Raw genomic sequence first — 21696 nt, forward strand, 5'->3', positions numbered from 1 at the left:
TCAAAGCATATTTATCCATTTTTGTAATTTTACATTTCATTTACGTCTGTTACATCATTTGTAATAAAATGCTGGCGTTCTGTCATATATGATAAAAAGGCTTCTCACTTATGAGAAACCTTTTAGCTTCTTGGCTGTTCTAAATATTGAAACACTACATCTCCGCCTTGCTGGGCAATGCCTCGGAAATGCTTAAAATCGTCCTGTTTCGATAAAACGGCCCTGAAATCAAGAAAGTGTTCTTTTTGGACTCTCAATTCTTTTATTTCACCAGTACGAAGCTGTTCAATCTGTTCTGTTATGTCTTCGGGACGCAATCAAAACTCCCCCTTTTCAATCTTTGAACGAAAATCAATATATCATTTTTCCTGCGCCAGGACAATTCCTTAGGACGATAAAACTCCTTATCGCTTTACTTCTCAATAAAAATACTGTTTAATACTTTCAAAAGGAATTATTATGTTTAAAGGAGAGGAAGCTTGTGAAAATCGCTAAGGTCGGAAATGTCATTGAATTTAAAAACGGATTAACCGGTGTTGTTGAAAAAGTTAATGAGAATTCTGTTATCGTAGATGTTACCATTATGGATAACTATCGGGATCTTGAGCTAGATTCACTGACTGTTGTTAATCATAAAAATTACAAGATCATCAAAGACTCCTATTAAATCCTCCTTCATCCACACGCATTCGCAAAAACTGCAAGACGAACAATTAAACACCTTACATATCAAATTAGCTTTCTCAAAAGCTGCCGGCCGGCAGCTTTTTTACATAAAAAATACCGATTATGAATCGGCGTTCGCGTCTGTTTCCGTTATTTCGATATAAAATTCACTCACGGCTCCCGCTTCGTATAGGTTGGTCAATGACGTTGAATAATTTGTGATTTCACCGCGGAAGACAAGATTTCGTTCCGGAACTTCGACGTTAAATGTCTTTTCATATAACAGCACAGCGATATCATGATAAGTCTCACTGGTAACGTGTAAGGTAAAGGCAATTTTCCGCTTCGGCTCACTCTCTTCTTGATATGTTGACATTTCTAACGTGACATCGTTTAAACGCAATGTTTTCACTTTGTATCACTCCTTATCAGTTCATGCATCTTACCATAACGCCGTTAACGTTTACAATGAATCTGTTCTGAGCATTATTTTACCATTTCTTTAAAAAAGACGCCTTTACAAACGTACGTTCGATATTTTATAATAAAACAGACGAGCTGCCATCCAGCATCCCGTCTTTTCATTAGAAGGTGACGAGTGGCATCCCCCCCCCCGGATTCACTCGTCTTTTTTTGTATTAATAAATTCTAGAACAAGGCAGATTTGCAATGTTGATTGGTGGAAGCTGTGATTCATTTGCCGCTAATGCCCCCCCTCTGACGGTCATTTCTTTTCGCGTAAAAACTATAAGTTCAACTTTATAGTGTACACCTACAAATATTTGTACGAACTTAATATACATTTGTGAATTTCTATACGGGTCGGGCTCTTTTATTAATTTCTAAATTGCATTTTGTGTAATGAATAAGTCAATTTAATATGTTTAATCGAAGGATAAGGAGAAAAGCAGGATTGGGGCTGCTCTTTAGAGAAAGGGATTTATCTGTTAGAGTATTCCTAACCAATAACACATACGAAGCATACGAAATAATAACAGCTAAAGTTACGCATGTTGCTCGCAGACTAGCATTTCCTTTGATATCCGAGGAAATATACGGAGTCATACAAAATTAGACGCCATCTAGGCGTCTTAAGATTTTTCTTCCGCATCCACAGAGGAGCTTCCTATTTTGTCACTAACAGGATCATATAGGCCATCAAACTCTTTTGTTTTATCGCCATTAAGATATCCCTCAACGGTAATTCCACCAGTTGGATCAATAAAATATTCCTCGGAATAAGAAATTTTCTCTATCCCCTTATATTCACTATGAAGGTATTCAGTCATTTTACTTTTAGCTTTTTCAAAAAGAGCACTTTCTTCCTTTTTCACATCATATTGATGCTTCATAATCAGTCCCCCAACAGTTATAATTAACAATAGTGGAATAATAAGGTATTTTTTCAAAAAAGATCATCCCTTTCCCTTCATTATTTTACATGACATGAAAGGTGTTGTATATCTTGAGCAAGAAAATTAGGACTTCAAGCCTTACGGATGAAACATATTATAGGATGAGTCAGCGTGCTTATAACTATGATTATCTCAAAAAGAAATTAAAGAGCAACGATTATATACGTATTAATTCTTCCATTTCAAATCCCACTTATTGGTACGTCGACAAAATAAAATCAGACGATGACACAGGGCTTGACGCGGTAGTATTAGTGCAAGCGGAACAGAAAAACGGCAAATGGGTGAAATCAAAAAATCCAGAAAATGTTGTTGTATCTTTTGCAGGAACGGATCTCGGAAAAGACCCGATCAGTGATGGTGTAAAAGCTGACGGCGGCAACATTGTTTTTGGAAGCGACCCCAAAAAAGAAGCTCATTATATCGTTGAAAAGGACGCGAAGGATACGTCTAAAACACTCGGAAAATATAACGGCACACCTTCTCAAGACTCGATGCTTACAACCGGAAACTATAAACTCATTACGAAAACATCGCAAATTGACCAAGCAGACCAGATCGTTAAAGAAGTTAAAAGAAAGTATAACGGAACATCGACGATTGTTTCAACAACAGGTCATTCACTCGGAGGTGCAGAGGCCGAATACAGTGCGGTAAACAATGATATTTATGGGGTCGCGTTTAACAGTCCTTCTGTCGTGAAACTACATACTGATCATAAGCAAGAAGAAATAAACGATGGCTTGTACGATCCTTACGTGAGGTCTATTATTAACCCGGATGATATGGTCGGAGCTGGTTATTGGAACGAATATGACCGCCACAACGGGACCACAATTTACACAAAAAACCCTGCACTTTCCCAGATCAATCGCAAACAAAGACTGAGTGGAAGATGGGGTGACCAAATCGAAAAGAACCTCGTCTACTTTATAGATACTGTTATTCTTCGAAATCCTGATACGCACGGTCTAAATGAAGCCAACTTTACGTTTGATGAAAACGGAAATATCACGAACGTAAACGGCGATGAGCTTGTGTACGATAAAAACCTAAACGCAATGCTGCCGGCCGGCGCGATCGGCGGCGGGGATGCCATTAAAGTAACTCCCAAAAGTGCGAAAAAACTTGCCGAAAAAGTTGACGCGATGGTCGAGGATCTGAGAACGATGAAAAAAGAAGCGCAAAATGCTTATCAAGAGCACGATGAAAAAATTGCTGAACTAAAAACTGAATTTTACGGTCAAGTTGGGCATGGGTTCTACGATCAACTAAACGCGCAGGATGTAAAAAATACGTTAGAGGATATAGCCCAATCTTACGATAAAGGACCGTTATTTTACGACACACAGGCTGAACAATCATTCATAGATTCACTACAGGCAGCCATTACAGACCTGGAGGAAATAGGCGGCTTCTTGAATAAAATCGCCGACGACTTTGAGGAAAAAGATCAAATGCTTGCCAATTGGCTAAGATTATAGGAGTGACAAAGCAATGCCAACGTTAGATAACCTTTTAGAACATAAAGATGATCCAATGCGCAAACAGATGCAGCGTCAAATGTTAAAAGCAGGTATGATGCAAGTAGCAAATACTAAGCTTGAAACGGTTCGAAAAAACCTTAAACCAAAGTTTGAAATGAATTCGTTGCAGGAAGAATTAAACGATGTTTATTCAGCCCTTTTATACAGTTTCGAGGGAAAAGCGCAAAAAGCAATTGCTCAGCGTATCAGTGAAAGTGCCAAGCTTATTGTTAATGCGGAGAACGACGGAGAAACTTTTGTTACTAGCTTTAAAACGAGATAAAAAGCCATTTTAATCATCAATTCTGTTACTCTAAAACCATCCTTTCATGAGAAAGGATGAGCAGTCAAACATCACTTTTACAAAGTCACGAAAATTTCATTGATATAACTAAAGAAAAATTTCTTTTTATATCTAAAACACAAACATAAAACAGCAGAATAATACTAATTTTAACGAGACTATCGCTAACAACACGACGAACTAACGCCCGAAGACGCTACCGAGGCGTTAACGAATCAAATTGTTCAGTAAGTATCGATTCTGACCTACACAATAATTAAACATCTCCTCATATAATTTTATTGAAAACTAAATCGAAACCGATAAAAAATCCCCGCCAAAAAGGCGAGGATCGTGGCACACATTTATATATTTTCGGTCACGGTGTGGTCACAAGAGGGCCGCCAAATTGTGAGCGGGTCACATTTCCGCTTAAAACTGACGCTGAATGTTCGGAGTTTGCTGTGACTCCACTTCATTATCAATCGTCGCAATTGGCTGTATAAAAGGTGTTTTGATCCCTGTCTCAAAAACGGGGGTCAGTCCCCAATTTGTGAAGGGGTTATTTTAACTATTTAGTTTTAATACTTCTCAGAAAAGCACTTCTGTTCTCAGTGGCATTTGTCAGCATAGTCGCATTTTCATTAAGCCTTTGCACTAATGCTTCTTTAGCTTTCCCTTCAAATGAAGAGAGTAAAGCAACATACACTTCAGCTATAACCTGTTGTGCTGAAGAAAAATCTGATGCGTTTTTTGTGTCTTCTTTTAGGTTCTGACAATGAGTTTTTAAACTTGTACCCACCAGTTTTTTCAATTCTTCATTTTGTTGCAACCGTCTGTAAAACTCATCTGCATCCATATTAACTCCATATGGCAATTTAAATCCCCCCTTACAACCGTAACCAGCTTGCTAATTCATTATCCTTATCTTTTAAATCCTCCGCCAATTTAACAATAAACTCACTAATATCCTCTAAATCTCTAATCAAATAATGAAGAGAAGCCTCAGTTTGATACTGTTCTTCTGAGTCATAAAATGCTGCCCCATCTTTCACATAAGGTGCGTGAAACAATACAGCTTTATCAACATCGCTTGGATCTAGATCCTTGAATTCTCCTAATCTCTTCCCACAAATAGATTTTACGTCATAAACCATTTTGCTGTGATCATGAGGGAATCATTCAATTGCTTGTTTCTTTGTTTTTAAATCTTCAATAGCTGCCTGTAATCGTTTAGCCAGTTCTTTTGCATACTTAGCATCTACTTTAATTGTCTGGCCATTCATACCTGAATAAGCTGAGAACGATTCGATATTCTGGTTATAAACACCGTTGCTGCCATCAACACTCTTGATGTTACCATTCTTATCAAACGTAAAGTTCGAATCATTTAAACTATGAGTATCAGGATTTTTTGCAAATGCTTGGCCATAAAAGGAAGTAATAAGACTCCCTAAAACACCAGGAATGCCCAAAGATGTATTAAGTCGGTTTGCACGATCTTGACGTGCGATGCTTGGGTCTTTCGTGTATATCGTTGTTCCGTTGTGTCTGTCGTATTCTAAAAACCAACCTGAACCCACCATATCATCAGGATTAATGATTGCTTTATGATACAAATCAAATTCGCCATTTCTGATTTTCTTCTGTGTTTCTTCATCATGCAGTTTAACAATGGAAGGGTTGTTAAAAACGACACTATAAATGTTATTGTTTACTCCAGCGTATTCCGCATCTGCTCCCCCAAGTGAGTGACCAGTAGTAGAAATCACTGTGTTAGTGCCAGCATACTTTTTCACTTCATTGGCAACGATCTTATCACCTTGATCAAATTGAGATGTCTTAGTGACAATTTTGTATTCTCCACTCTTAATCATGATTGCTTGTTCCATACTGCCGTTATACTTGGCAATAGCTTTAGAGTTTTCAGAGGCATCTTTTTTCATTATGTATTGGACTTTCTTTTTCGGGTCTTTACCCATGACTACGTTGCCGCCATCTGCACTTATAACATCAGCTTTAATTTGTTCCTGATTTGTTCCTTGAAAACCTACAACGACATTTTCTGGTTCTTTTGGTTTTACCCATTTACCTTCTTTTTTCTTGGCTTGGACAAATACGTAAACATCTAGCCCTGTGTCTGGATCTTTTTTTATTTTCTCCACGTAAAAAGCTTTATTAGATGTGGTTTCAATAGGATCTTTATTTATATAACTCTCTTTTAGACTTTTATCATCATACGTATATTGACTCAGGAAATAGTATTCCTTATCTGTTAAATTAGGTATGTCAGTCTTTATATTCATGTACAATAACCCCTTCCCTCATGTAAAATGCAAGAAAGAAAGGATGGTTTTATGAAAAAATACATAATTATCCTTATATCTCTGGTTATTATAACACTTGGAGGGGTCTTTATGAAGGAACAACACGAGAAAAAAATGGAAGCCGAAGAAACTCAGCAAAAGGAAGAGTTGTACTCTTTGGCTAAAAAAAGAATGAATGATTTTATTGAAACAAACTATAAAGATATCCAGTCAATTGACTACACCAATGATTATGAAATAAATCCAATGGGTGGTATTTCAATAAATGGCTATTTAAACGGAAACAAAGACAAAAAAATTTGGGGGATATACGATAAGGCAAATGATGAAGTTGGAGTATTCAAAGTAAATGCTACCCGAAAACCGGAATGCGAAGATAAATTATGTGAGTACTAAATAAAAAAATGCTCTATCCAGTTAAGGATAGAGCTTATTTAATCCTGAATTGCTGTTAGTTCACCATCATTCAAAGGACTTCTATTAGAATCCTTTTCAATATAAAAATAAAATTTTATTGTTTGAATTCTATATCTCCAACTAATCCCATCTGACAGATTAGGAATGTCATATGTTCCACTCATATACATATATTCCATCCTATTGTAAAATAAAAGGCAGAAAGGATGGTTTTATGAAGAAACCCATTGTTATTTTAACACTTGGGGGGCTATTTATGAAACATAAATATGATGAAAATCAGGAAGCAGAAGCAAAAGCCCAAGAAGTTAAGTTATTTGAGAAAGCTAAAAAAAAAATGACTGATTATCTTGAAGCTAACTATAGTAATGTTAATCCAATTAACTTCTCAAAGGATTACGAAATAGATCCAATGGGTGGAATTTCAGTGGAAGGTACATACGGAGAAAAGAAAGAACATTTCTGGGGGCTATATGATAACAGCAATAACAAAATAGGCTTGACTAGAATCGTTGCTGAACCAAAACCTGGATGCGAAAATAAAGCATGCGAGTATTAAATATACAACTCTCCCCTTAATGTCGAGGGGTCTTTTTTACGCCTTCCCCTTACCTCATCCAGAATAAGTGCAACAAGAATCAAAACAATTGAAAGAAAAATTCTCTCCACAGTTAATTTAATGTTAAACAAAATATATGAATCCACTCTTATTTCACGGCCAAAAGGATGATTTAATGAAGAAAGCCATAATTATACTTACTACTCTGGCTCTTATAACACTTGCAGGACTTTTCATGAAGGAACAACACGACAAAAAAATCGAAGCTCAAGAAGCAAAAAAAGAAGAATTGTATACCTTGGCTAAAAAAAGAATGACTGACTTTATTAAAACAAACTATAAAGATATTGAACGAATTGATTACACTGATGATTATGAGGTAAACCCAATGGGCGGTATTGAAATCAATGGTTATCTCAATGGAAATAAGAAAAAAGAAATCTGGGGAACCTATGATAAAACTAATGACGAAATAGGATCATTTACTGTAGATGCAACCGAGAAGCCTGAGTGCGAAGATAAAGTATGTGAGTATTAAATAGAGGATAAATCAACAAAATACTCAAAAGTGTCCCCTCGAAGAATTTCAAGGGGACTATTTATTTACTTAAACCATTTTGCCATACTGACCAGACACATATCGGCGTTTACCGTTATGAATGATCTCCCAGTATTCTTTAGAATTGTTTGAACCTCTAACAGACGCAGCGATATCTATTGTCTTACCAAGTCCAATTGTACCTACGTTCTTAGCTTTAAGACGGTCAGGTTTGTCCATGATAATCAAATTGTACGCCTTAAACTGCTTCTGTACTATCCATTTTTAGCTGCATCAAAGTCACACTTTTTGATGCAATTCCCATGAGTAGAGCCATTTTTGCAGGTGTGACTTTTCCCACTTTTACTGTGACTCCACTTCGTTTCACACTTCGGAAAAATCAACGATTATCAATCGTCTCCGGATACAAGTCATGATTCATCATGCGGTACTCGGCCATTTTCTCATACTTCGTGCCAGGTTTTCCGTAGTTTGTGTACGGATCAATGGAAATTCCGCCTCTTGGCGTGAATTTGCCCCATACTTCAATGTAGCGCGGGTCCATTAATTCAATCAAGTCATTCATGATGATGTTCATGCAGTCTTCGTGGAAGTCTCCATGGTTTCTGAAGCTGAACAAGTACAGTTTGAGTGATTTGCTCTCCACCATTTTTTCATCAGGAATATAGCTGATGTAAATTGTTGCAAAGTCAGGCTGTCCTGTTTTCGGACATAAAGATGTAAATTCAGGGCAGTTGAATTTTACAAAGTAATCACGGTTTACATGTTTATTCGGGAAGGATTCGAGCACGTCCGGCGCATATTCGAATAAATAGTTTGTTCCTTGGTTGCCAAGCAGTGTTACACCTTCTAATTCTGATTCTTTTCTTGTCGTCATGTTTATCTTCCTTTCTATTAAACTCCTCGTTTGTTGCCCCATAACAGGGTATGCAGCTGCGGAAGCACTCTGACGAGATTCAGATCCGCATCGGCAGCTACCTGATCAACAAGCGCTTCATACTTTCCAAGCAAATGTGCAATCAGTGACTGGTCGTCTGTCGTATGCACGTCATCATTACCGACTTGTAAATAAAACGGAATTCCCGGGTAACGCTTGTGCACCGCTTTGGCAAACTCCAAATCCTCATCATTAAAAATGACTACCTTCAAGCTGACAGCATGCTGTCTGTTATTCTCTTTAAGTGAAGTCAAAATGTGATCAAGCTTTTGAAAGTTCGTCACCATTTTTGAGCTTGGCGGTTTTGGAGAAATTGTCAAATCATCGATCAGCGTAAACCAATCCTGATAAACGGTCCCTTGAGTTTCAAGCGCTGCACGGATGTTATTTTCCTTCAGCAGTTCAATAAAAGCATCAAGCTGTTTTAACAGAGCCGGGTTACCGCCTGAGATTGTTACGTGGGAAAACGCGTCTCCCCCAATCTCCTTAAGCTCTGCAAAAATCTCTTCTGCCGTCATCCAGCGAATATCTTTTTTAGCAGATCCGTCCCAAGTGAAGGCGGAGTCACACCAGCTGCAGGAGTAATCACAGCCGGCTGTGCGGACAAACATTGTCTTCTGTCCGATCACCATGCCTTCTCCTTGAATCGTCGGGCCGAAAATTTCTAATACAGGAATTCCTTTAGCCATTCAAACCACCCTTTTTCGGACGGTATACACAATAACTGGTCGGTGTTTCACGGACAAACACCTGCACACAGCTTGGTTTATTCTCCAGTGTGTTTAAATAAGCCTGCACTTTGTCATAGATCGTTTTCGCCACGACTTCAGTTGTCGGCAGTGAATACCGGTCTTCCTTAGAAAATTCTTCATGATCATTTAAAAGCGTATGGTCATAGGAGCCGTGAACCAGCTTTTTGAGCACACTGAAATTCACGAGAAAGCCGGAATTGTCAAGCTCATCACCGGCAACGGTAATATTTACGGTATACGTATGCCCGTGAACCCTGCTGCACGCTCCCGCACTTTCCCTCGGAATAAAATGAGCAGCAGAAATTTGCATGTCCTTATTCAATTCAAATGAATAAGGATGCTGGACCTGTGGATATATTTGAGATAACAATTTATGCCCGCTCTCCTTTCATCGCCATATATTCTTCATAGCCTCTGGAGCGAAGATGACATGCCGGACATTCGCCGCATCCGTCTGCGATGATGCCGTTATAGCATGTAAGCGTGTTGTTTTTCACAAAATCAAGCGCGCCAAGCTCATCTGCAAGCTTCCACGTTTCCGCCTTATTCAGCCACATGAGCGGTGTATGAATCACAAATGGCTTCTCCATGGCCAGGTTAACCGTCACATTGCAAGATTTAACGAATTCATCACGGCAGTCAGGATAGCCGCTGAAATCCGTTTCGCAAACGCCCGTGATAATATGGCGGGCGCCAATTTGGTACGCCAGGATAGACGCAAAAGATAAGAACACTAAGTTACGGCCTGGAACAAATGTTGATGGCAGCTCGCCGTCTTTTGCTTCAATTTCTATATCATTTCTCGTCAGGGCATTAGGCGCAAGCTGGTTCAAAAGTGACATATCAAGCAAATGATTTTTCACACCAAGCTTATCCGCAATCCCCTTCGCCACTTCAACTTCCTGCGAATGACGCTGATTATAATGAAATGTTACAGTTTCCACTTCCTCAAATTCCTTTAACGCCCACAGTAAACATGTAGTACTGTCTTGGCCGCCGCTGAATACGACAATTGCTTTTTCCTTTTTCATGATTCCTCTCCTTCTCCGCTATAAAAATCTCGGCGAGAGACATCGCTACAACTGTTACATATAAAAAAACACCTTTTTGGAAAGGTGCTCTAGAAAAACATAAAAAAGGCCGTATCCAAGGATACAGCACGTCCTTAGTTTTTTATAGAGGGTGTAGCTAGAACCTCTCCCGCATATCGAACGGATTTTCTTCAATTTTTCACTTCTGCTATCTTACCATAATGTTGTTTTTCTTGACAATAAAAAAGATAGCCGAAAAGCCTGTCTCATTTTTTCCGCCTTGATCCTTTTACACAGCGAAAATACCTAATTAAGACCCGTTTCGGACTGGCGCAGGGTCTAACATAAACATTTGCTTCATTATTATATATGTATCAATATTGTGATTACAAACTGCGCCGGGGGAGCTTTTTACAGACCAAAGCGCCGATGAAAGCCAAACTCACATATCCAAACAGTGGGTAAATGGTTGAAATGAGCTTGCCGTAGCCGATTTGACTCGTGATATAAGCTGTAATCATGATTGCCGCAAAAATATATTTACTTTTTATAGGAAGAAAGCTCTTCACTTGTTTTTCCAGCCCATAAAGGTTTCCGATCACCGATGTGAACACTTCGCCGAATATAATCAACAAATAAATCAAATGTACAGATCGCGCGAAGAGGTAAACCACTTGAGCCATCGGAATATCGTACAAAAATACATCCGGGAGCATCGACAAAGACAAAAAACTTGCGGAAAGCACAATTGTCAGCATTGTACCGCCGATGAAAGCGCCTTTTTTTATCACCTGTTCTGAAGACATTTCATTCGCCAGCGGCACCAAAACAGCCTGGGCAAGCGATAAATTCAAGGCTCCGTACGACACTGCTGATAATAGCCAGTCCCATCGATGCGGCCACACCCACTGAGCTGTATTCCGCGTCTCACTGAAAATAAATGAATCGGCCAACACAATCATAGAAAAGATAATCAAAAGCGGTACAACAAACACATTTACACCGAAAATGCCTTTTACTCCTCTTGTCATGACAATCAAACTTAATCCAATTGTGATCAGCATTCCAACCTGAGCGGACATCCCAAGCTGTTCCTCAAAAAGCGCCCCTGCCCCCGACAGCATGACAGATGTGACACCGAGGAGAACGAACAGCATAAAGACATTGATAATCCGTCCGGCAGCCGCCCCGAACAAGTATATATTCATTTCCTGATAAGACTTGGCATTGATTCGCTTTGAAATGATCATCAGCTTTGCGCCTAAAAACGTGAACATCCCGCCGCTTATAATAATACCAAGCAATCCGAACCAGCCGAACTTCAGAAAAAACTCAACAATTTCTCTGCCAGTTGCAAATCCCGCTCCGACGACTGTGCCTATATACACAAAAGCGAGCTGATGTGCAGACCCTTTTGATTGTTCCATTTCTCCCCTCCGAACCAACCGCAGTATTGTCCTTTTAGCCTTTTTATAGCCTATGAGACAAGTTCCTTGAAAAGACGAACAAAACATGTTTTACTGTGTAAACAATTCAAAAATATTTTTGAGCAAAAGCCTTGAAAGTCAAAAAAGGTCAGAGTATACTATTAATCAAAGAAGGTCAAACCAGCCGTCTTTTTATATTATTTCATTGGTCAAAGTTAGTCAAAAACAAGACTGCTTTGAGCAAATGGTTTTGAAAGCCAGTGAATCTGGCGTATACTAATAGTCAAAGAAGGTCAAAGAAGTCGGCCTTTTTTTCTAAACCAATTGGTCAAAGATAATCAAATTTTATAAGGAGGTTTTGGCAAATGCGTTGTCAACACTGTCATCAAAACGAGGCGACGATTCGCCTTAACATGCAAATAAATTCCGTTCATAAACAAATGGTTTTATGTGAAACTTGCTATCACGAACTGACCCGTAAACCTTCAATGAGCATGGGTCCTCAATCTTTCGGTTTTCCGTTTGAACAAGCATTCCAGCCGAAAGAACAAAGCGCAGCTAAGCAAAGCGAGAAAAAAGGATTGCTTGATGAACTGGCGCAAAATATTACAAACGGCGCAAAAGCCGGTCTGATTGATCCCGTCATCGGCCGTGATGAAGAAGTTGCGCGTGTGATTGAGATTCTTAACCGCCGCAACAAAAACAATCCGGTTCTGATTGGAGAGCCTGGTGTAGGGAAAACAGCAATTGCAGAGGGGCTCGCTTTAAAAATCGCTGAAGGCGATGTTCCAAATAAATTGAAAAACAAAGAGCTTTACTTGCTTGATGTCGCATCCCTTGTTGCAAACACTGGCATCAGAGGTCAATTTGAAGAAAGAATGAAACAGCTGATCACTGAGCTGAAAGAGCGCAAAAATGTCATTCTTTTCATTGATGAAATTCACCTTCTCGTTGGGGCAGGCTCTGCTGAAGGCTCAATGGATGCAGGTAACATTCTCAAACCCGCTCTTGCCAGAGGCGAGCTGCAGGTTATCGGAGCGACAACACTGAAAGAATACCGCCAAATTGAAAAAGATGCAGCGCTGGAAAGACGTTTTCAGCCTGTCATGGTGCAGGAGCCTACAATTGAACAAGCGATCAGCATTCTGCAAGGAATTAAAGACAAATACGAAGCATACCATGGCGTGACATTCAGCGATGAAGCGCTGAAAGCATGTGTCACTTTATCATCACGCTACATTCAGGACAGACATCTGCCGGACAAAGCGATTGATTTATTAGACGAAGCTGGATCTAAAGCCAACCTGTTAATCGATGATTTGAATGATGAAGATGCAGCTGAACGGCTGACTGCAATTGAAGCAGAAAAAACAAAAGCGCTGGAAGAAGAGAATTACGAATTGGCAGCAAAACTCCGTGATGAAGAAATCGCATGGGAGAAAAAACTGAACAGCTCTTCTTCACATTCCGCCGTCACAGTTGAAGCTGAGCACATTCAGGGTATCGTCGAACAAAAAACAGGCATTCCTGTAGGGAAACTGCAGGCAGATGAGCAAACAAAAATGAAAGAGCTTGAAGCAAAGCTTCATGAACGCGTCATCGGACAAGAAGCGGCTGTTCAAAAAGTGGCAAAAGCGGTCAGACGCAGCCGCGCCGGCTTAAAATCAAAAAACAGACCAGTCGGCTCCTTCCTCTTTGTCGGACCAACCGGCGTAGGGAAAACAGAGCTTTCTAAAACCCTGGCGAATGAATTATTCGGCACGAAAGATGCCATTATCCGCCTCGATATGAGTGAATACATGGAGAAACATGCCGTATCGAAAATCATTGGTTCGCCGCCTGGGTACGTCGGCCATGAGGAAGCCGGTCAATTAACGGAAAAAGTGCGCCGCAATCCATACAGCATCGTGCTGCTTGATGAGATTGAAAAAGCACACCCAGATGTTCAGCATATGTTCCTGCAAATTATGGAGGACGGCCGCTTAACGGACAGCCAAGGCAGAACCGTAAGCTTTAAAGACACAGTCATCATAATGACAAGCAATGCAGGCACTGGTGAAAAACAAACGAAAGTCGGTTTTCAATCAGAAGACAGTGTGATTGAAGAACAAACATTAATTGATTCACTCAGCATGTTCTTTAAACCTGAGTTTCTCAACCGATTTGACAGCATCATCGAATTCCGTTCCCTTGAAAAAGAGCATCTGGTCAAAATCGTCAGCCTTCTTCTTGGAGAATTGGAAGAAACATTGGCAGAACGCGGCATCAGCTTGAGTGTTTCAGATGAAGCGAAAGAAAAAATCGCTGAGCTGGGTTACCATCCTTCATTCGGTGCGCGCCCGCTCAGAAGAACGATCCAGGAATGGGTTGAGGACGAAATGACTGATCTGCTGCTCGACAATAAAGAGATTGCAAGTTTTCACGTCACAGTAGAAAATGATAACATCAAAGTTCATGCAAAATAAAAATCAGCGGCTTCCTTTTCAGGGAAGCCGCTTTTTATGTGAAATCCTTCTCTCGTCCGAGAACATGTCATTCCATCCCCTGAAGCGCTCATCTCCTTCTTTCTTTACACTTTTCTTAAAGAGGGATGGAGCATGACGAATATTTATTTCTATTGTTATACGAAAGCACTTTAGAGAATCAGATACGCACGTTAAAACCCGCGGCCTTTTCCATGCTGAAAAGCCCGTGTTTGTTTATTTCTCCCTTCTATGTATCTTCCTTGAATATTTCATGAACAATTTCACAATGTCCCTAAAGTTCCAGACACTGATACCGATATTAACCATAGACAAGCTAGTAAAAAAGGATTTGGTGAAAATTATGGATAAAACTTCGATTATCGGTATTATTCTTGCTTTTGTTGCATTGAGTGTGGGAATGGTTCTGAAAGGCGTCAGTTTCGCTGCTCTTGCAAATCCCGCTGCCATTTTAATTATCATCGCCGGAACGATATCAGCGGTAGTCATTGCGTTCCCAACGAAAGAAATCAAAAAAGTGCCTGTGCTGTTCCGTGTGCTATTTAAAGAAAACAAACAGCTGACAATAGAAGAACTCATTCCTATGTTCTCTGAATGGGCTCAGCTTGCACGCCGTGAAGGTCTTCTGGCTTTGGAGGCAAGTATTGAAAATGTAGATGACGCGTTTCTGAAAAACGGTCTCAGCATGGCTGTTGACGGGCAAAGCGCAGAATTTATCAGAGATATCATGACTGAAGAAGTTGAAGCAATGGAGGAAAGACACCAGGCCGGAGCCGCTATTTTTACACAGGCGGGAACTTACGCGCCGACACTTGGGGTGCTCGGTGCTGTTATCGGACTGATCGCCGCGCTTTCTCATATGGACAATACAGATGAGCTTGGTCACGCCATCAGTGCAGCCTTTGTAGCCACCCTTCTCGGTATCTTTACGGGATATGTTTTATGGCATCCTTTTGCAAACAAATTAAAACGCAAGTCAAAACAGGAAGTCAAGCTCCGTGAAATTATGATTGAAGGCGTCTTGTCCGTTTTAGAAGGACAGGCACCGAAAGTGATCGAGCAGAAACTTTTAATGTACCTTCCTGCGAAGGACCGTTTGAAATTTGCAGAACGAGAAGGAGAGGCGCAAAATGGCGAGAAAAAAGAAGAAGAAGCATGAGGACGAGCACGTTGATGAATCATGGCTGGTTCCTTACGCCGATATCCTTACCCTTCTCCTAGCATTGTTTATTGTGCTGTACGCGAGCAGCTCGATTGACGCAGCTAAATTTCAAATGCTTTCAAAATCATTTAATGAAGTCTTTACAGGCGGGACCGGCGTATTGGATTATTCCAGCGTCACCCCTCCTAAAAATGAGTCAGACGGAATCGACGAAGCGAAAAAGGAAAAAGAAGAGAAAAAGGAAAACAAGAAAGAAAAGGAAAAAGCAGCTGATCAAGAAGAACTTAAAAATGTGCAGAGCCAGGTGGAAAAGTTCATTAAAAATAAAAAGCTGGAGCATCAGCTGGAAACAAAGATGACTAAGGAAGGCCTGCTGATCACGATCAAAGACAGCATCTTCTTTGATTCAGGAAAAGCGACCATCCGCCAGGAAGACATTCCGCTTGCAAAAGAGATTTCAAACCTTCTTGTGATTAATCCGCCGAGAAACATCATTATCAGCGGACATACAGACAATATGCCGATTAGAAATTCAGAATTTCAGTCTAACTGGCATTTAAGTGTGATGAGAGCCGTAAACTTCATGGGGCTTCTGATTGAGAACCCTAGGCTTGATGCCAAAGTGTTCAGTGCCAAAGGCTATGGTGAGTATAAACCTGTAGCTTCAAACAAAACTGCGGAAGGCCGAAGCAAAAACAGGCGGGTTGAAGTTCTCATTTTGCCAAGAGGCGCAGCGGAAACAAATGAAAAATAGTAAAAAAGGAAGCCTGATCTATCACAAGGCTTCCTTTTTTTACTTATTATGAAACTGTTTTGCGTTTAACCCTACTCTTTTTAACATTTCAGTGCACATCTCAACTTCTTCTTCGCTTAATACGCTGATCATTTCATCAATTTCAGCTGCATGATCAGGGAAAATATCATCCAAAAGACTGATGCCTTTTTCGGTAATTTGTGCAAATGTTACTCGTCTGTCTGTAGGCGACGCTTTCCGAATAAGGAGCTCTTTTTGCTCAAGCTTATCTACGACGTAGGTGATGCTACCGCTGGCCAAGAGTATTTTATCCCCTATCTGCTGCAGCGGCTGATCACCTTTATGATATAACAGCTCCAGCACAGCAAATTCAGTAGGATTCAGTCCATGCTTATGAATATGCTTATTCATATGATCATTAATAGACCGATACGCGCGTGACAGCACGATAAATAACTTCAGTGATTTTTCTGTCATGTCTCAATCATCCTTTTAGAAACCGTTACAGAGAAACATTAATAAACAAATACCGAAATGTCAATAAAAATCTTTCCAATATTTCTCTTCTTTTTTATTATTCATGTGAACAACATATTTTTCTTAATTATTTTGGTTATTTTTTCTTATTAAACAAGAAGAAACAATGATATAATACCTCTAATCAGGTGTATGTTGGAGCGATGCAAATTGAAAATACTAAAAGGCGCCTGCGGGAGAATTAAACTTTATATTGCACTAGTAGTGATTCCGGCACTCGTCATAAGCTTTTTCGTCTATGAAAAGGAAAAAGAAACAATAGCTGCAGAACATAAGCAAGAAGCCAGTGTTATGCTGAACCTTCACCGCAACAAAATAAATTACTTAATCGGGGAAACAAAAGCGAGAATGACGTCCTTGTCTATCGCTATCGACAGACCGATAGATATGAATAAAATGAAAACTGTTTTGGAAAAAACGTTTGATTCCGAACCAAGGTTTTCCGGGCTTTATTTTCTCAATGCCAAAGGGGATGTCACTGCCAGCGCAACAGAATTAAAAACTAAAGTCAATCTGGCCGACAGATCCTTTTTTACAAAAGTGAAAAAAACAAAAAAGACTGTCATTACAGACAGCTATTCAAGCAGGATCACAGGCCAGCCGATTTTTACAATTTGTGTTCCCGTGCTGGATGAAAAGAAAAATGTCACAGATTATCTTGTGGCAGCTATACAAATTGACTATCTGCAAAACCTGATTAACTTGCTGAGCCCTGATGTCTATATTGAGGTTGTGAACGAAAATAACAAAATGATTTTCTCAAGCGGACAGGCTTCTCACGCAAGAGATCAAAAACCTGTCAGCGGTTATCTTGATGATATCAGCTGGAATATGAAAGTATATCCGAATCCTGTGACAATAGAGGAGCTGAGTAAAAGCCTTGTGCTTCCTCTTTCCTGTATTATAGTCTTGCTGAATATTCTTTTTATTCTTGTACTTTATTATTTGCTGAAGCGGCGGACCCAGCTGGAGCGCACGGAAAATGAGCAGCAAAAATTAGAGCTGATCGGAACACTTGCTGCCAGCACGGCTCACGAAATCCGCAATCCGCTCACCGGCATAAGCGGTTTTATTCAGCTGCTGCAAAAGAAATATAAAGGTGAAGAAGACCAGCTTTATTTTTCAATTATCGATCAGGAGATTAAACGTATCAACCAAATTGTAAGTGAGTTTTTAGTTCTCGGAAAACCGACAGCTGAAAAATGGGAGCTTAACTCGCTTCAGGATATTATCGGAGAAATTATGCCGATCATCTATTCTGAAGGAAATTTATACAATGTGGAGGTAGAGTTAAAATTTTTAACTGATAAACCTCTAAAAGTAAAATGTACAAAAGATCATATTAAACAAGTCATTTTGAATGTTGCGAAAAATGGCCTTGAGTCTATGCCGGAAGGCGGCAAACTCACAATTTCCTTAGGAGCAGTTGATAAAAAGGCCATTATTAAAGTGACGGATAACGGTGAAGGGATATCACAGGAAATGCTGGATCATATCTTTCTTCCATTTGTCACTTCTAAAGAAAAAGGAACCGGCCTCGGGCTTGTCGTATGTAAACGGATCGTGCTGATGTACGGAGGTTCCATTCATATAGAAAGTGAAGTACGAAGAGGAACCGAGGTTACCATTACCCTCCCCGTCTCCTCTTTTTAGCCCCCTGACAGTCTCAGGAGGGCTTATTTATTTTCGTGAACGGGAATTTTTATTCTCCTTGCTTACAGCTCCTCCTGAAAAGAAGAATCGGATCAAACGCAAAAGCATTTTCAAAAGCAAAAAGATGAAAAAGAACACCAAAAAGCCTTTTAACCCTTCCGTTGCATCTAAAAATTCCATATTTCCCCGTCCGGTCACTTTTTGCTGAATCTCAATTGCAAATACGATAACAATGATGATCGTTACGGTATAGATAAAGGACAAAGCCGTCAAGCTCCATTTAGAAAGCCATGTAAATACAGCGTGAGTGACAGCGAAAAAGAAGATGCCAAATATTCCAATTACCCAAAAATGCATTTCTTTGTCGGTTAATTGAATGCCAAGCATCCCGCATATTGAAATAAAAGCATCGTGAAATTGGTTTATCATTTCAGTAATGACTACCGCTAGTTCTTTCATCAGTTCCCTCTTTCTTATGAAATTTCCCCAGAAAAAAAGAGCGCTTCTGAAAAGCTCTCTCTTTATATATGCATCAGATAGCGCCGCTATTTATGTGCATCATATGCAGGCATAACGTCTCTTCGGGGCCACAAGCCTAATTTCTTCACAAGGCCTTGAATTCCTTTGGAATGTTCGTTTTCTTGCATAAGCTGGTGGTATTCGTTCATTAAAGAATCCAGCTCCTGACTGTGCCTGATTGTGTCATGCCCTGTAAATCCCTGCTTACTAGCGGCGTCTATCATTAACTTTCTTTTTTCATCAATAGACACCAGCAATCTTTCTTGTTCAGAAGAACAGCCCATTCAATTCACCCCTCGCCGCTAAGAAATAGGAAACAAGTTTGATTGGGTTATTGTGCATTATTACAGATTATACTTTATTTGTAAACATATTTTTATTAAATAACTTAATTTTTCATTTATAATAGATATATTGATAGGATTAGAAGAACAATACCCAGACGAAGACCACCTTAAACACACCGGCAGGCAGGAGGAATGCGAAATGAAGAAAAAAAAAGCGATAATGCTCGGTGCGGCAGGCGGAAAAGCTATTCTGAAAAGGAAAACCCGCAAAAAATTAATCAATCATATCACGATCTTTTGTCAAATGCTTCGCGATTGGCGAAACGGTGACTATCCCCGTTCACAGATTAAAACACTGTTGCTTCTGACAGCTGCTGTCTTTTATCTCATCATGCCGATTGATATGATTCCGGACTTCGTGCTCGGTTTAGGAATTCTTGACGATGCTGCCGTTCTCGGTATGATTTGGACGCTGATCAAAAAAGAAATGTCCCAATACGAAGAATGGCGTTTACGATAAGCAAAGAAAGCCCCGCCTTTATGGGACTGACCCCATAAGATGAGACAAATAAAAAACACCTTCAAGTTTGAAAACGGATGATTGTTAGCCGAAATTAGACTTGGAGGTGTTTTTTCTATGGGGAGAAGAGTGAGTTATCCGGTTGAAGTGAAACAGAAGGCTGTAGAAATGAGATTGGCAGGCGTGCCTATGAAAGAGATCATGGAGAAATTAAAAATTAAGAATAAGACACAGATTAAGACGTGGGTTAGATGGCATAAGGCTGGGGATACACATAGATTCGAACAGCCTGTTGGAAAGCAATACACTTACGGAAAAGGGCCGGAGTATGCTTCCGATTTAGAGAAACTGCAGGCAGAGAATCGTTATCTGAGACAACAAAATGAAGTTCTAAAAAAGTACAACGAATTGGAAAGGAAGTTGATAGCGAAACGTCAGTCGAACTTGTAGAAGGATTGCGCAGCACAATGACCGTGCAGGATATCTGTATTCATTTAGGTATCTCTCGAGCGTCTTATTATCGTTGGAAGAAGAATCAGACGAAAGATCATCCCAAGCGCTATTTTGAAAAACAAATCGGCACGTTGTGCCGAGAGCACAAGTATCGATATGGATATCGGAAAATCACAGCCATACTAAAAAAGACAATGCGTATCAACCATAAAACGCTTCAGCGTATTATGCAGAAAAATCAATGGCAGTGCCGGGTTAAGGTGAAAAAGCGCAAGAAGAATGGGCAGCCATATGCCGTGGTCGATAATATGTTGGATCGGAATTTTCAGTCTGATCGCCCTCTTGAAAAACTAGTAACGGACATCACATATTTGCCTTATGGACAGAAACAATTGTATCTTTCCAGTATATTAGATTTATACAATGGAGAAGTGATTGCTTTTACGATTGGCGATAAGCAGGACACAGACTTTGTCTTAAACACACTTGATCAGCTGCCAACGCTGCCTGAGAACTGCGTGTTACATAGTGACCAAGGATCTGTGTATACATCTTACGAGTATCAAAAAGCTGTTAACACAAAAGGCATTACCATGAGCATGTCCCGCAAAGGGACGCCCGCTGATAATGCCTCCATCGAATCGTTTCATTCCTCACTAAAGTCTGAAACGTTCTATCTTAACAGCATTGATCGAACCACGACCGCCATCGTAGAACGCACTGTCAAAGAATACATTTATTATTATAACAACATTCGTATTCAAACGAAACTAAACAGCCAATCACCGATAAGCTATCGGCAATTGGCTGTATAAAAGGTGTTTTGATCCCTGTCTCAAAAACGGGGGTCAGTCCCTTATGGACGGGGCTTTTTCTTCTTATTGGTTCACGCTATCTTTTTCATAAATCGGAACCCAGCCCTCAGATGTAACAAAGATCCGCACCGCCACAACTTTTCGATCCTCTTGAAGCGTGAAATAATGGCGGATATTTTCAGGTACCGAGATTAAATCTCCAGGGTTTAAACGGACATCAAAAAATGTGCCGTCCTTGCCTTGAATGACGAAAATTCCGTGTCCGCTTACAATAAAACGGACTTCATCGTCTGTATGGTGATGTTCTCTTTTAAAGTTTTCTAGCAGTTCATCCAGTTTCGGATTAGCGTCAGACAGAGAAATAACATCTTGGGCTTTGTAGCCGCGGCGGGCTGAGATATCTTTAATTTCAGCATCGAAGGTGTCAAGAATTTGCTGTTTTTCTTCTTCAGACAGGTCATATTTTTCTGAAAGCCGTTCAGGGAGCTTGGCGATATCCCATTGCTCATAGATCACCTCTTGGCTGTCCAGAAAGCTTGCCACTTCCTCTTGATTTTCAATCGTTGTATTTGCTTCATCATGAATTCGAATTGTTGCCATTTGCGGTTCCCCCT

25 protein-coding genes, 2 pseudogenes and 1 riboswitch are annotated in these 21696 nt (G+C 40.0%); of the genes and pseudogenes, 12 read left to right on the top strand and 15 right to left on the bottom strand.

Going from position 1 to position 21696, the window contains the following annotated elements; genetic code table 11:
• Positions 1–122: 122 nt before the first annotated feature.
• Positions 123–317, bottom strand: coding sequence for a hypothetical protein (locus M1D69_RS13530; protein WP_010334023.1), 195 nt, complete (start codon positions 315–317; stop codon positions 123–125).
• Positions 318–481: 164 nt separating this feature from the next.
• Between M1D69_RS13530 and M1D69_RS13535 the strand changes: the two genes are divergently transcribed.
• Positions 482–667, top strand: a complete 186-nt coding sequence (locus tag M1D69_RS13535) for a YkvS family protein (RefSeq protein ID WP_003218620.1) — start codon at positions 482–484, stop codon at positions 665–667.
• Positions 668–787: 120 nt separating this feature from the next.
• Here M1D69_RS13535 and M1D69_RS13540 read toward each other — a convergent pair whose 3' ends face one another.
• Together M1D69_RS13540 and M1D69_RS13545 are read right to left on the bottom strand one after the other, a co-directional pair.
• Complete coding sequence (locus tag M1D69_RS13540) at positions 788–1078, bottom strand: DUF3219 family protein (RefSeq protein WP_458105810.1); 291 nt, start codon at positions 1076–1078, stop codon at positions 788–790.
• 679 nt (positions 1079–1757) lie between these two features.
• Positions 1758–2075: a DUF1433 domain-containing protein gene (locus M1D69_RS13545; protein WP_458105809.1), complete on the bottom strand. Its 318-nt coding sequence runs from the start codon at positions 2073–2075 to the stop codon at positions 1758–1760.
• 56 nt (positions 2076–2131) lie between these two features.
• Here M1D69_RS13545 and M1D69_RS13550 point away from each other — a divergent pair, with 56 nt between their 5' ends.
• Both M1D69_RS13550 and M1D69_RS13555 read left to right on the top strand, forming a co-directional pair.
• A complete protein-coding gene (locus M1D69_RS13550; protein ID WP_458105808.1) occupies positions 2132–3565 on the top strand; it encodes a lipase in 1434 nt (477 codons plus the stop codon).
• A 13-nt stretch (positions 3566–3578) separates the two neighbouring features.
• A complete protein-coding gene (locus tag M1D69_RS13555) occupies positions 3579–3890 on the top strand; it encodes a hypothetical protein (RefSeq protein ID WP_458105807.1) in 312 nt (103 codons plus the stop codon).
• 571 nt (positions 3891–4461) lie between these two features.
• On the opposite strand, the gene M1D69_RS13560 is transcribed toward M1D69_RS13555, so the two are convergent.
• Positions 4462–4767, bottom strand: a complete 306-nt coding sequence (locus M1D69_RS13560) for a hypothetical protein (RefSeq protein ID WP_458105806.1) — start codon at positions 4765–4767, stop codon at positions 4462–4464.
• A 13-nt stretch (positions 4768–4780) separates the two neighbouring features.
• Positions 4781–6196, bottom strand: a pseudogene (locus tag M1D69_RS13565) (lipase).
• Positions 6197–6247: 51 nt separating this feature from the next.
• On the opposite strand from M1D69_RS13565, the gene M1D69_RS13570 reads away from it, so the two are divergent.
• The 3 genes from M1D69_RS13570 (at position 6248) to M1D69_RS13580 (ending at position 7731) form a co-directional block, all read left to right on the top strand.
• Positions 6248–6613, top strand: coding sequence for a DUF1433 domain-containing protein (locus M1D69_RS13570; RefSeq protein WP_458105805.1), 366 nt, complete (start codon positions 6248–6250; stop codon positions 6611–6613).
• Between the two features lie 235 nt (positions 6614–6848).
• Positions 6849–7193, top strand: a complete 345-nt coding sequence (locus M1D69_RS13575) for a DUF1433 domain-containing protein (RefSeq protein ID WP_458105804.1) — start codon at positions 6849–6851, stop codon at positions 7191–7193.
• 175 nt (positions 7194–7368) lie between these two features.
• Positions 7369–7731, top strand: coding sequence for a DUF1433 domain-containing protein (locus tag M1D69_RS13580; RefSeq protein ID WP_458105803.1), 363 nt, complete (start codon positions 7369–7371; stop codon positions 7729–7731).
• Between the two features lie 69 nt (positions 7732–7800).
• Here M1D69_RS13580 and M1D69_RS13585 read toward each other — a convergent pair.
• The 6 genes and pseudogenes from M1D69_RS13585 to M1D69_RS13610 form a co-directional block, all read right to left on the bottom strand.
• A pseudogene (locus tag M1D69_RS13585) lies at positions 7801–7977 on the bottom strand (M15 family peptidase); the annotation flags it as partial.
• Between the two features lie 154 nt (positions 7978–8131).
• Positions 8132–8629 (bottom strand): preQ(1) synthase, encoded by a 498-nt coding sequence (queF, locus tag M1D69_RS13590; protein ID WP_003218613.1) that lies wholly within the window; start codon positions 8627–8629, stop codon positions 8132–8134.
• A 17-nt stretch (positions 8630–8646) separates the two neighbouring features.
• Positions 8647–9378, bottom strand: coding sequence for a 7-carboxy-7-deazaguanine synthase QueE (gene queE / locus M1D69_RS13595; RefSeq protein ID WP_458105802.1), 732 nt, complete (start codon positions 9376–9378; stop codon positions 8647–8649).
• Positions 9371–9811 carry a 6-carboxytetrahydropterin synthase QueD gene (queD, locus tag M1D69_RS13600; protein WP_101860649.1) on the bottom strand — a complete coding sequence of 147 codons (441 nt, stop codon included), beginning with the start codon at positions 9809–9811 and terminating at the stop codon, positions 9371–9373. The genes queE and queD overlap by 8 nt, the downstream gene beginning before the upstream one ends.
• Position 9812: 1 nt before the next feature.
• Positions 9813–10472, bottom strand: coding sequence for a 7-cyano-7-deazaguanine synthase QueC (gene queC / locus M1D69_RS13605; RefSeq protein ID WP_024121180.1), 660 nt, complete (start codon positions 10470–10472; stop codon positions 9813–9815).
• Positions 10473–10600: 128 nt separating this feature from the next.
• Positions 10601–10645: riboswitch (PreQ1 riboswitch) on the bottom strand.
• 213 nt (positions 10646–10858) lie between these two features.
• Positions 10859–11899, bottom strand: coding sequence for a YkvI family membrane protein (locus M1D69_RS13610; RefSeq protein WP_458105801.1), 1041 nt, complete (start codon positions 11897–11899; stop codon positions 10859–10861).
• Positions 11900–12264: 365 nt separating this feature from the next.
• On the opposite strand from M1D69_RS13610, the gene clpE reads away from it, so the two are divergent.
• The 3 genes from clpE to motB all read left to right on the top strand — a co-directional run bounded on the left by clpE (position 12265) and on the right by motB (position 16298).
• On the top strand, positions 12265–14364 hold the full coding sequence (gene clpE, locus M1D69_RS13615) for an ATP-dependent protease ATP-binding subunit ClpE (RefSeq protein ID WP_458105800.1): 2100 nt from the start codon (positions 12265–12267) through the stop codon (positions 14362–14364).
• A gap of 361 nt (positions 14365–14725) precedes the next feature.
• Positions 14726–15541: a flagellar motor stator protein MotA gene (motA, locus tag M1D69_RS13620; RefSeq protein ID WP_024121174.1), complete on the top strand. Its 816-nt coding sequence runs from the start codon at positions 14726–14728 to the stop codon at positions 15539–15541.
• Positions 15513–16298, top strand: a complete 786-nt coding sequence (motB, locus tag M1D69_RS13625; protein ID WP_458105799.1) for a flagellar motor protein MotB — start codon at positions 15513–15515, stop codon at positions 16296–16298. The genes motA and motB overlap by 29 nt, the downstream gene beginning before the upstream one ends.
• Positions 16299–16337: 39 nt before the next feature.
• Here the strand turns inward: motB and mhqR are convergent, their stop codons facing one another.
• Positions 16338–16775, bottom strand: coding sequence for a MarR family transcriptional regulator MhqR (mhqR, locus tag M1D69_RS13630; RefSeq protein WP_024121172.1), 438 nt, complete (start codon positions 16773–16775; stop codon positions 16338–16340).
• 192 nt (positions 16776–16967) lie between these two features.
• On the opposite strand from mhqR, the gene M1D69_RS13635 reads away from it, so the two are divergent.
• Entirely contained in the window at positions 16968–18488 is a 1521-nt protein-coding gene (locus M1D69_RS13635) for an ATP-binding protein (protein WP_458105798.1), read from the top strand.
• Positions 18489–18515: 27 nt separating this feature from the next.
• On the opposite strand, the gene M1D69_RS13640 is transcribed toward M1D69_RS13635, so the two are convergent.
• Both M1D69_RS13640 and M1D69_RS13645 read right to left on the bottom strand, forming a co-directional pair.
• Positions 18516–18947 carry a hypothetical protein gene (locus M1D69_RS13640; protein ID WP_458105797.1) on the bottom strand — a complete coding sequence of 144 codons (432 nt, stop codon included), beginning with the start codon at positions 18945–18947 and terminating at the stop codon, positions 18516–18518.
• Positions 18948–19033: 86 nt separating this feature from the next.
• Positions 19034–19291: an aspartyl-phosphate phosphatase Spo0E family protein gene (locus M1D69_RS13645; RefSeq protein WP_024121169.1), complete on the bottom strand. Its 258-nt coding sequence runs from the start codon at positions 19289–19291 to the stop codon at positions 19034–19036.
• Positions 19292–19493: 202 nt separating this feature from the next.
• On the opposite strand from M1D69_RS13645, the gene M1D69_RS13650 reads away from it, so the two are divergent.
• Together M1D69_RS13650 and M1D69_RS13655 are read left to right on the top strand one after the other, a co-directional pair.
• The gene (locus M1D69_RS13650) at positions 19494–19814 is read left to right on the top strand and encodes a YkvA family protein (protein WP_458105796.1); all 321 of its coding nucleotides are present in this window, start codon (positions 19494–19496) and stop codon (positions 19812–19814) included.
• A gap of 117 nt (positions 19815–19931) precedes the next feature.
• A protein-coding gene (locus M1D69_RS13655) for an IS3 family transposase (protein WP_458105795.1) occupies positions 19932–21082 on the top strand; the annotation gives its coding sequence in 2 pieces (ribosomal slippage) (positions 19932–20205 and positions 20205–21082; 1152 coding nt in all).
• Between the two features lie 63 nt (positions 21083–21145).
• On the opposite strand, the gene mtnD is transcribed toward M1D69_RS13655, so the two are convergent.
• Positions 21146–21682, bottom strand: a complete 537-nt coding sequence (gene mtnD / locus M1D69_RS13660; RefSeq protein ID WP_059292889.1) for an acireductone dioxygenase — start codon at positions 21680–21682, stop codon at positions 21146–21148.
• Positions 21683–21696 lie beyond the last annotated feature (14 nt).

The sequence above is a fragment of the Bacillus sp. PK3-037 genome (assembly GCF_054161355.1).

Coding starts and splice junctions, on each gene's coding strand:
- M1D69_RS13555 (WP_458105807.1), top strand. CDS start 3,579: ATGCCAACGTTAGATAACCTTTTAGAACATAAAGATGATCCAATGCGC.
- M1D69_RS13570 (WP_458105805.1), top strand. CDS start 6,248: ATGAAAAAATACATAATTATCCTTATATCTCTGGTTATTATAACACTT.
- M1D69_RS13575 (WP_458105804.1), top strand. CDS start 6,849: ATGAAGAAACCCATTGTTATTTTAACACTTGGGGGGCTATTTATGAAA.
- M1D69_RS13580 (WP_458105803.1), top strand. CDS start 7,369: ATGAAGAAAGCCATAATTATACTTACTACTCTGGCTCTTATAACACTT.
- queF (WP_003218613.1), bottom strand. CDS start 8,629: ATGACGACAAGAAAAGAATCAGAATTAGAAGGTGTAACACTGCTTGGC.
- queE (WP_458105802.1), bottom strand. CDS start 9,378: ATGGCTAAAGGAATTCCTGTATTAGAAATTTTCGGCCCGACGATTCAA.
- queC (WP_024121180.1), bottom strand. CDS start 10,472: ATGAAAAAGGAAAAAGCAATTGTCGTATTCAGCGGCGGCCAAGACAGT.
- M1D69_RS13610 (WP_458105801.1), bottom strand. CDS start 11,899: ATGGAACAATCAAAAGGGTCTGCACATCAGCTCGCTTTTGTGTATATA.
- clpE (WP_458105800.1), top strand. CDS start 12,265: ATGCGTTGTCAACACTGTCATCAAAACGAGGCGACGATTCGCCTTAAC.
- motA (WP_024121174.1), top strand. CDS start 14,726: ATGGATAAAACTTCGATTATCGGTATTATTCTTGCTTTTGTTGCATTG.
- motB (WP_458105799.1), top strand. CDS start 15,513: ATGGCGAGAAAAAAGAAGAAGAAGCATGAGGACGAGCACGTTGATGAA.
- mhqR (WP_024121172.1), bottom strand. CDS start 16,775: ATGACAGAAAAATCACTGAAGTTATTTATCGTGCTGTCACGCGCGTAT.
- M1D69_RS13635 (WP_458105798.1), top strand. CDS start 16,968: ATGTTGGAGCGATGCAAATTGAAAATACTAAAAGGCGCCTGCGGGAGA.
- M1D69_RS13640 (WP_458105797.1), bottom strand. CDS start 18,947: ATGAAAGAACTAGCGGTAGTCATTACTGAAATGATAAACCAATTTCAC.
- M1D69_RS13645 (WP_024121169.1), bottom strand. CDS start 19,291: ATGGGCTGTTCTTCTGAACAAGAAAGATTGCTGGTGTCTATTGATGAA.
- M1D69_RS13650 (WP_458105796.1), top strand. CDS start 19,494: ATGAAGAAAAAAAAAGCGATAATGCTCGGTGCGGCAGGCGGAAAAGCT.
- mtnD (WP_059292889.1), bottom strand. CDS start 21,682: ATGGCAACAATTCGAATTCATGATGAAGCAAATACAACGATTGAAAAT.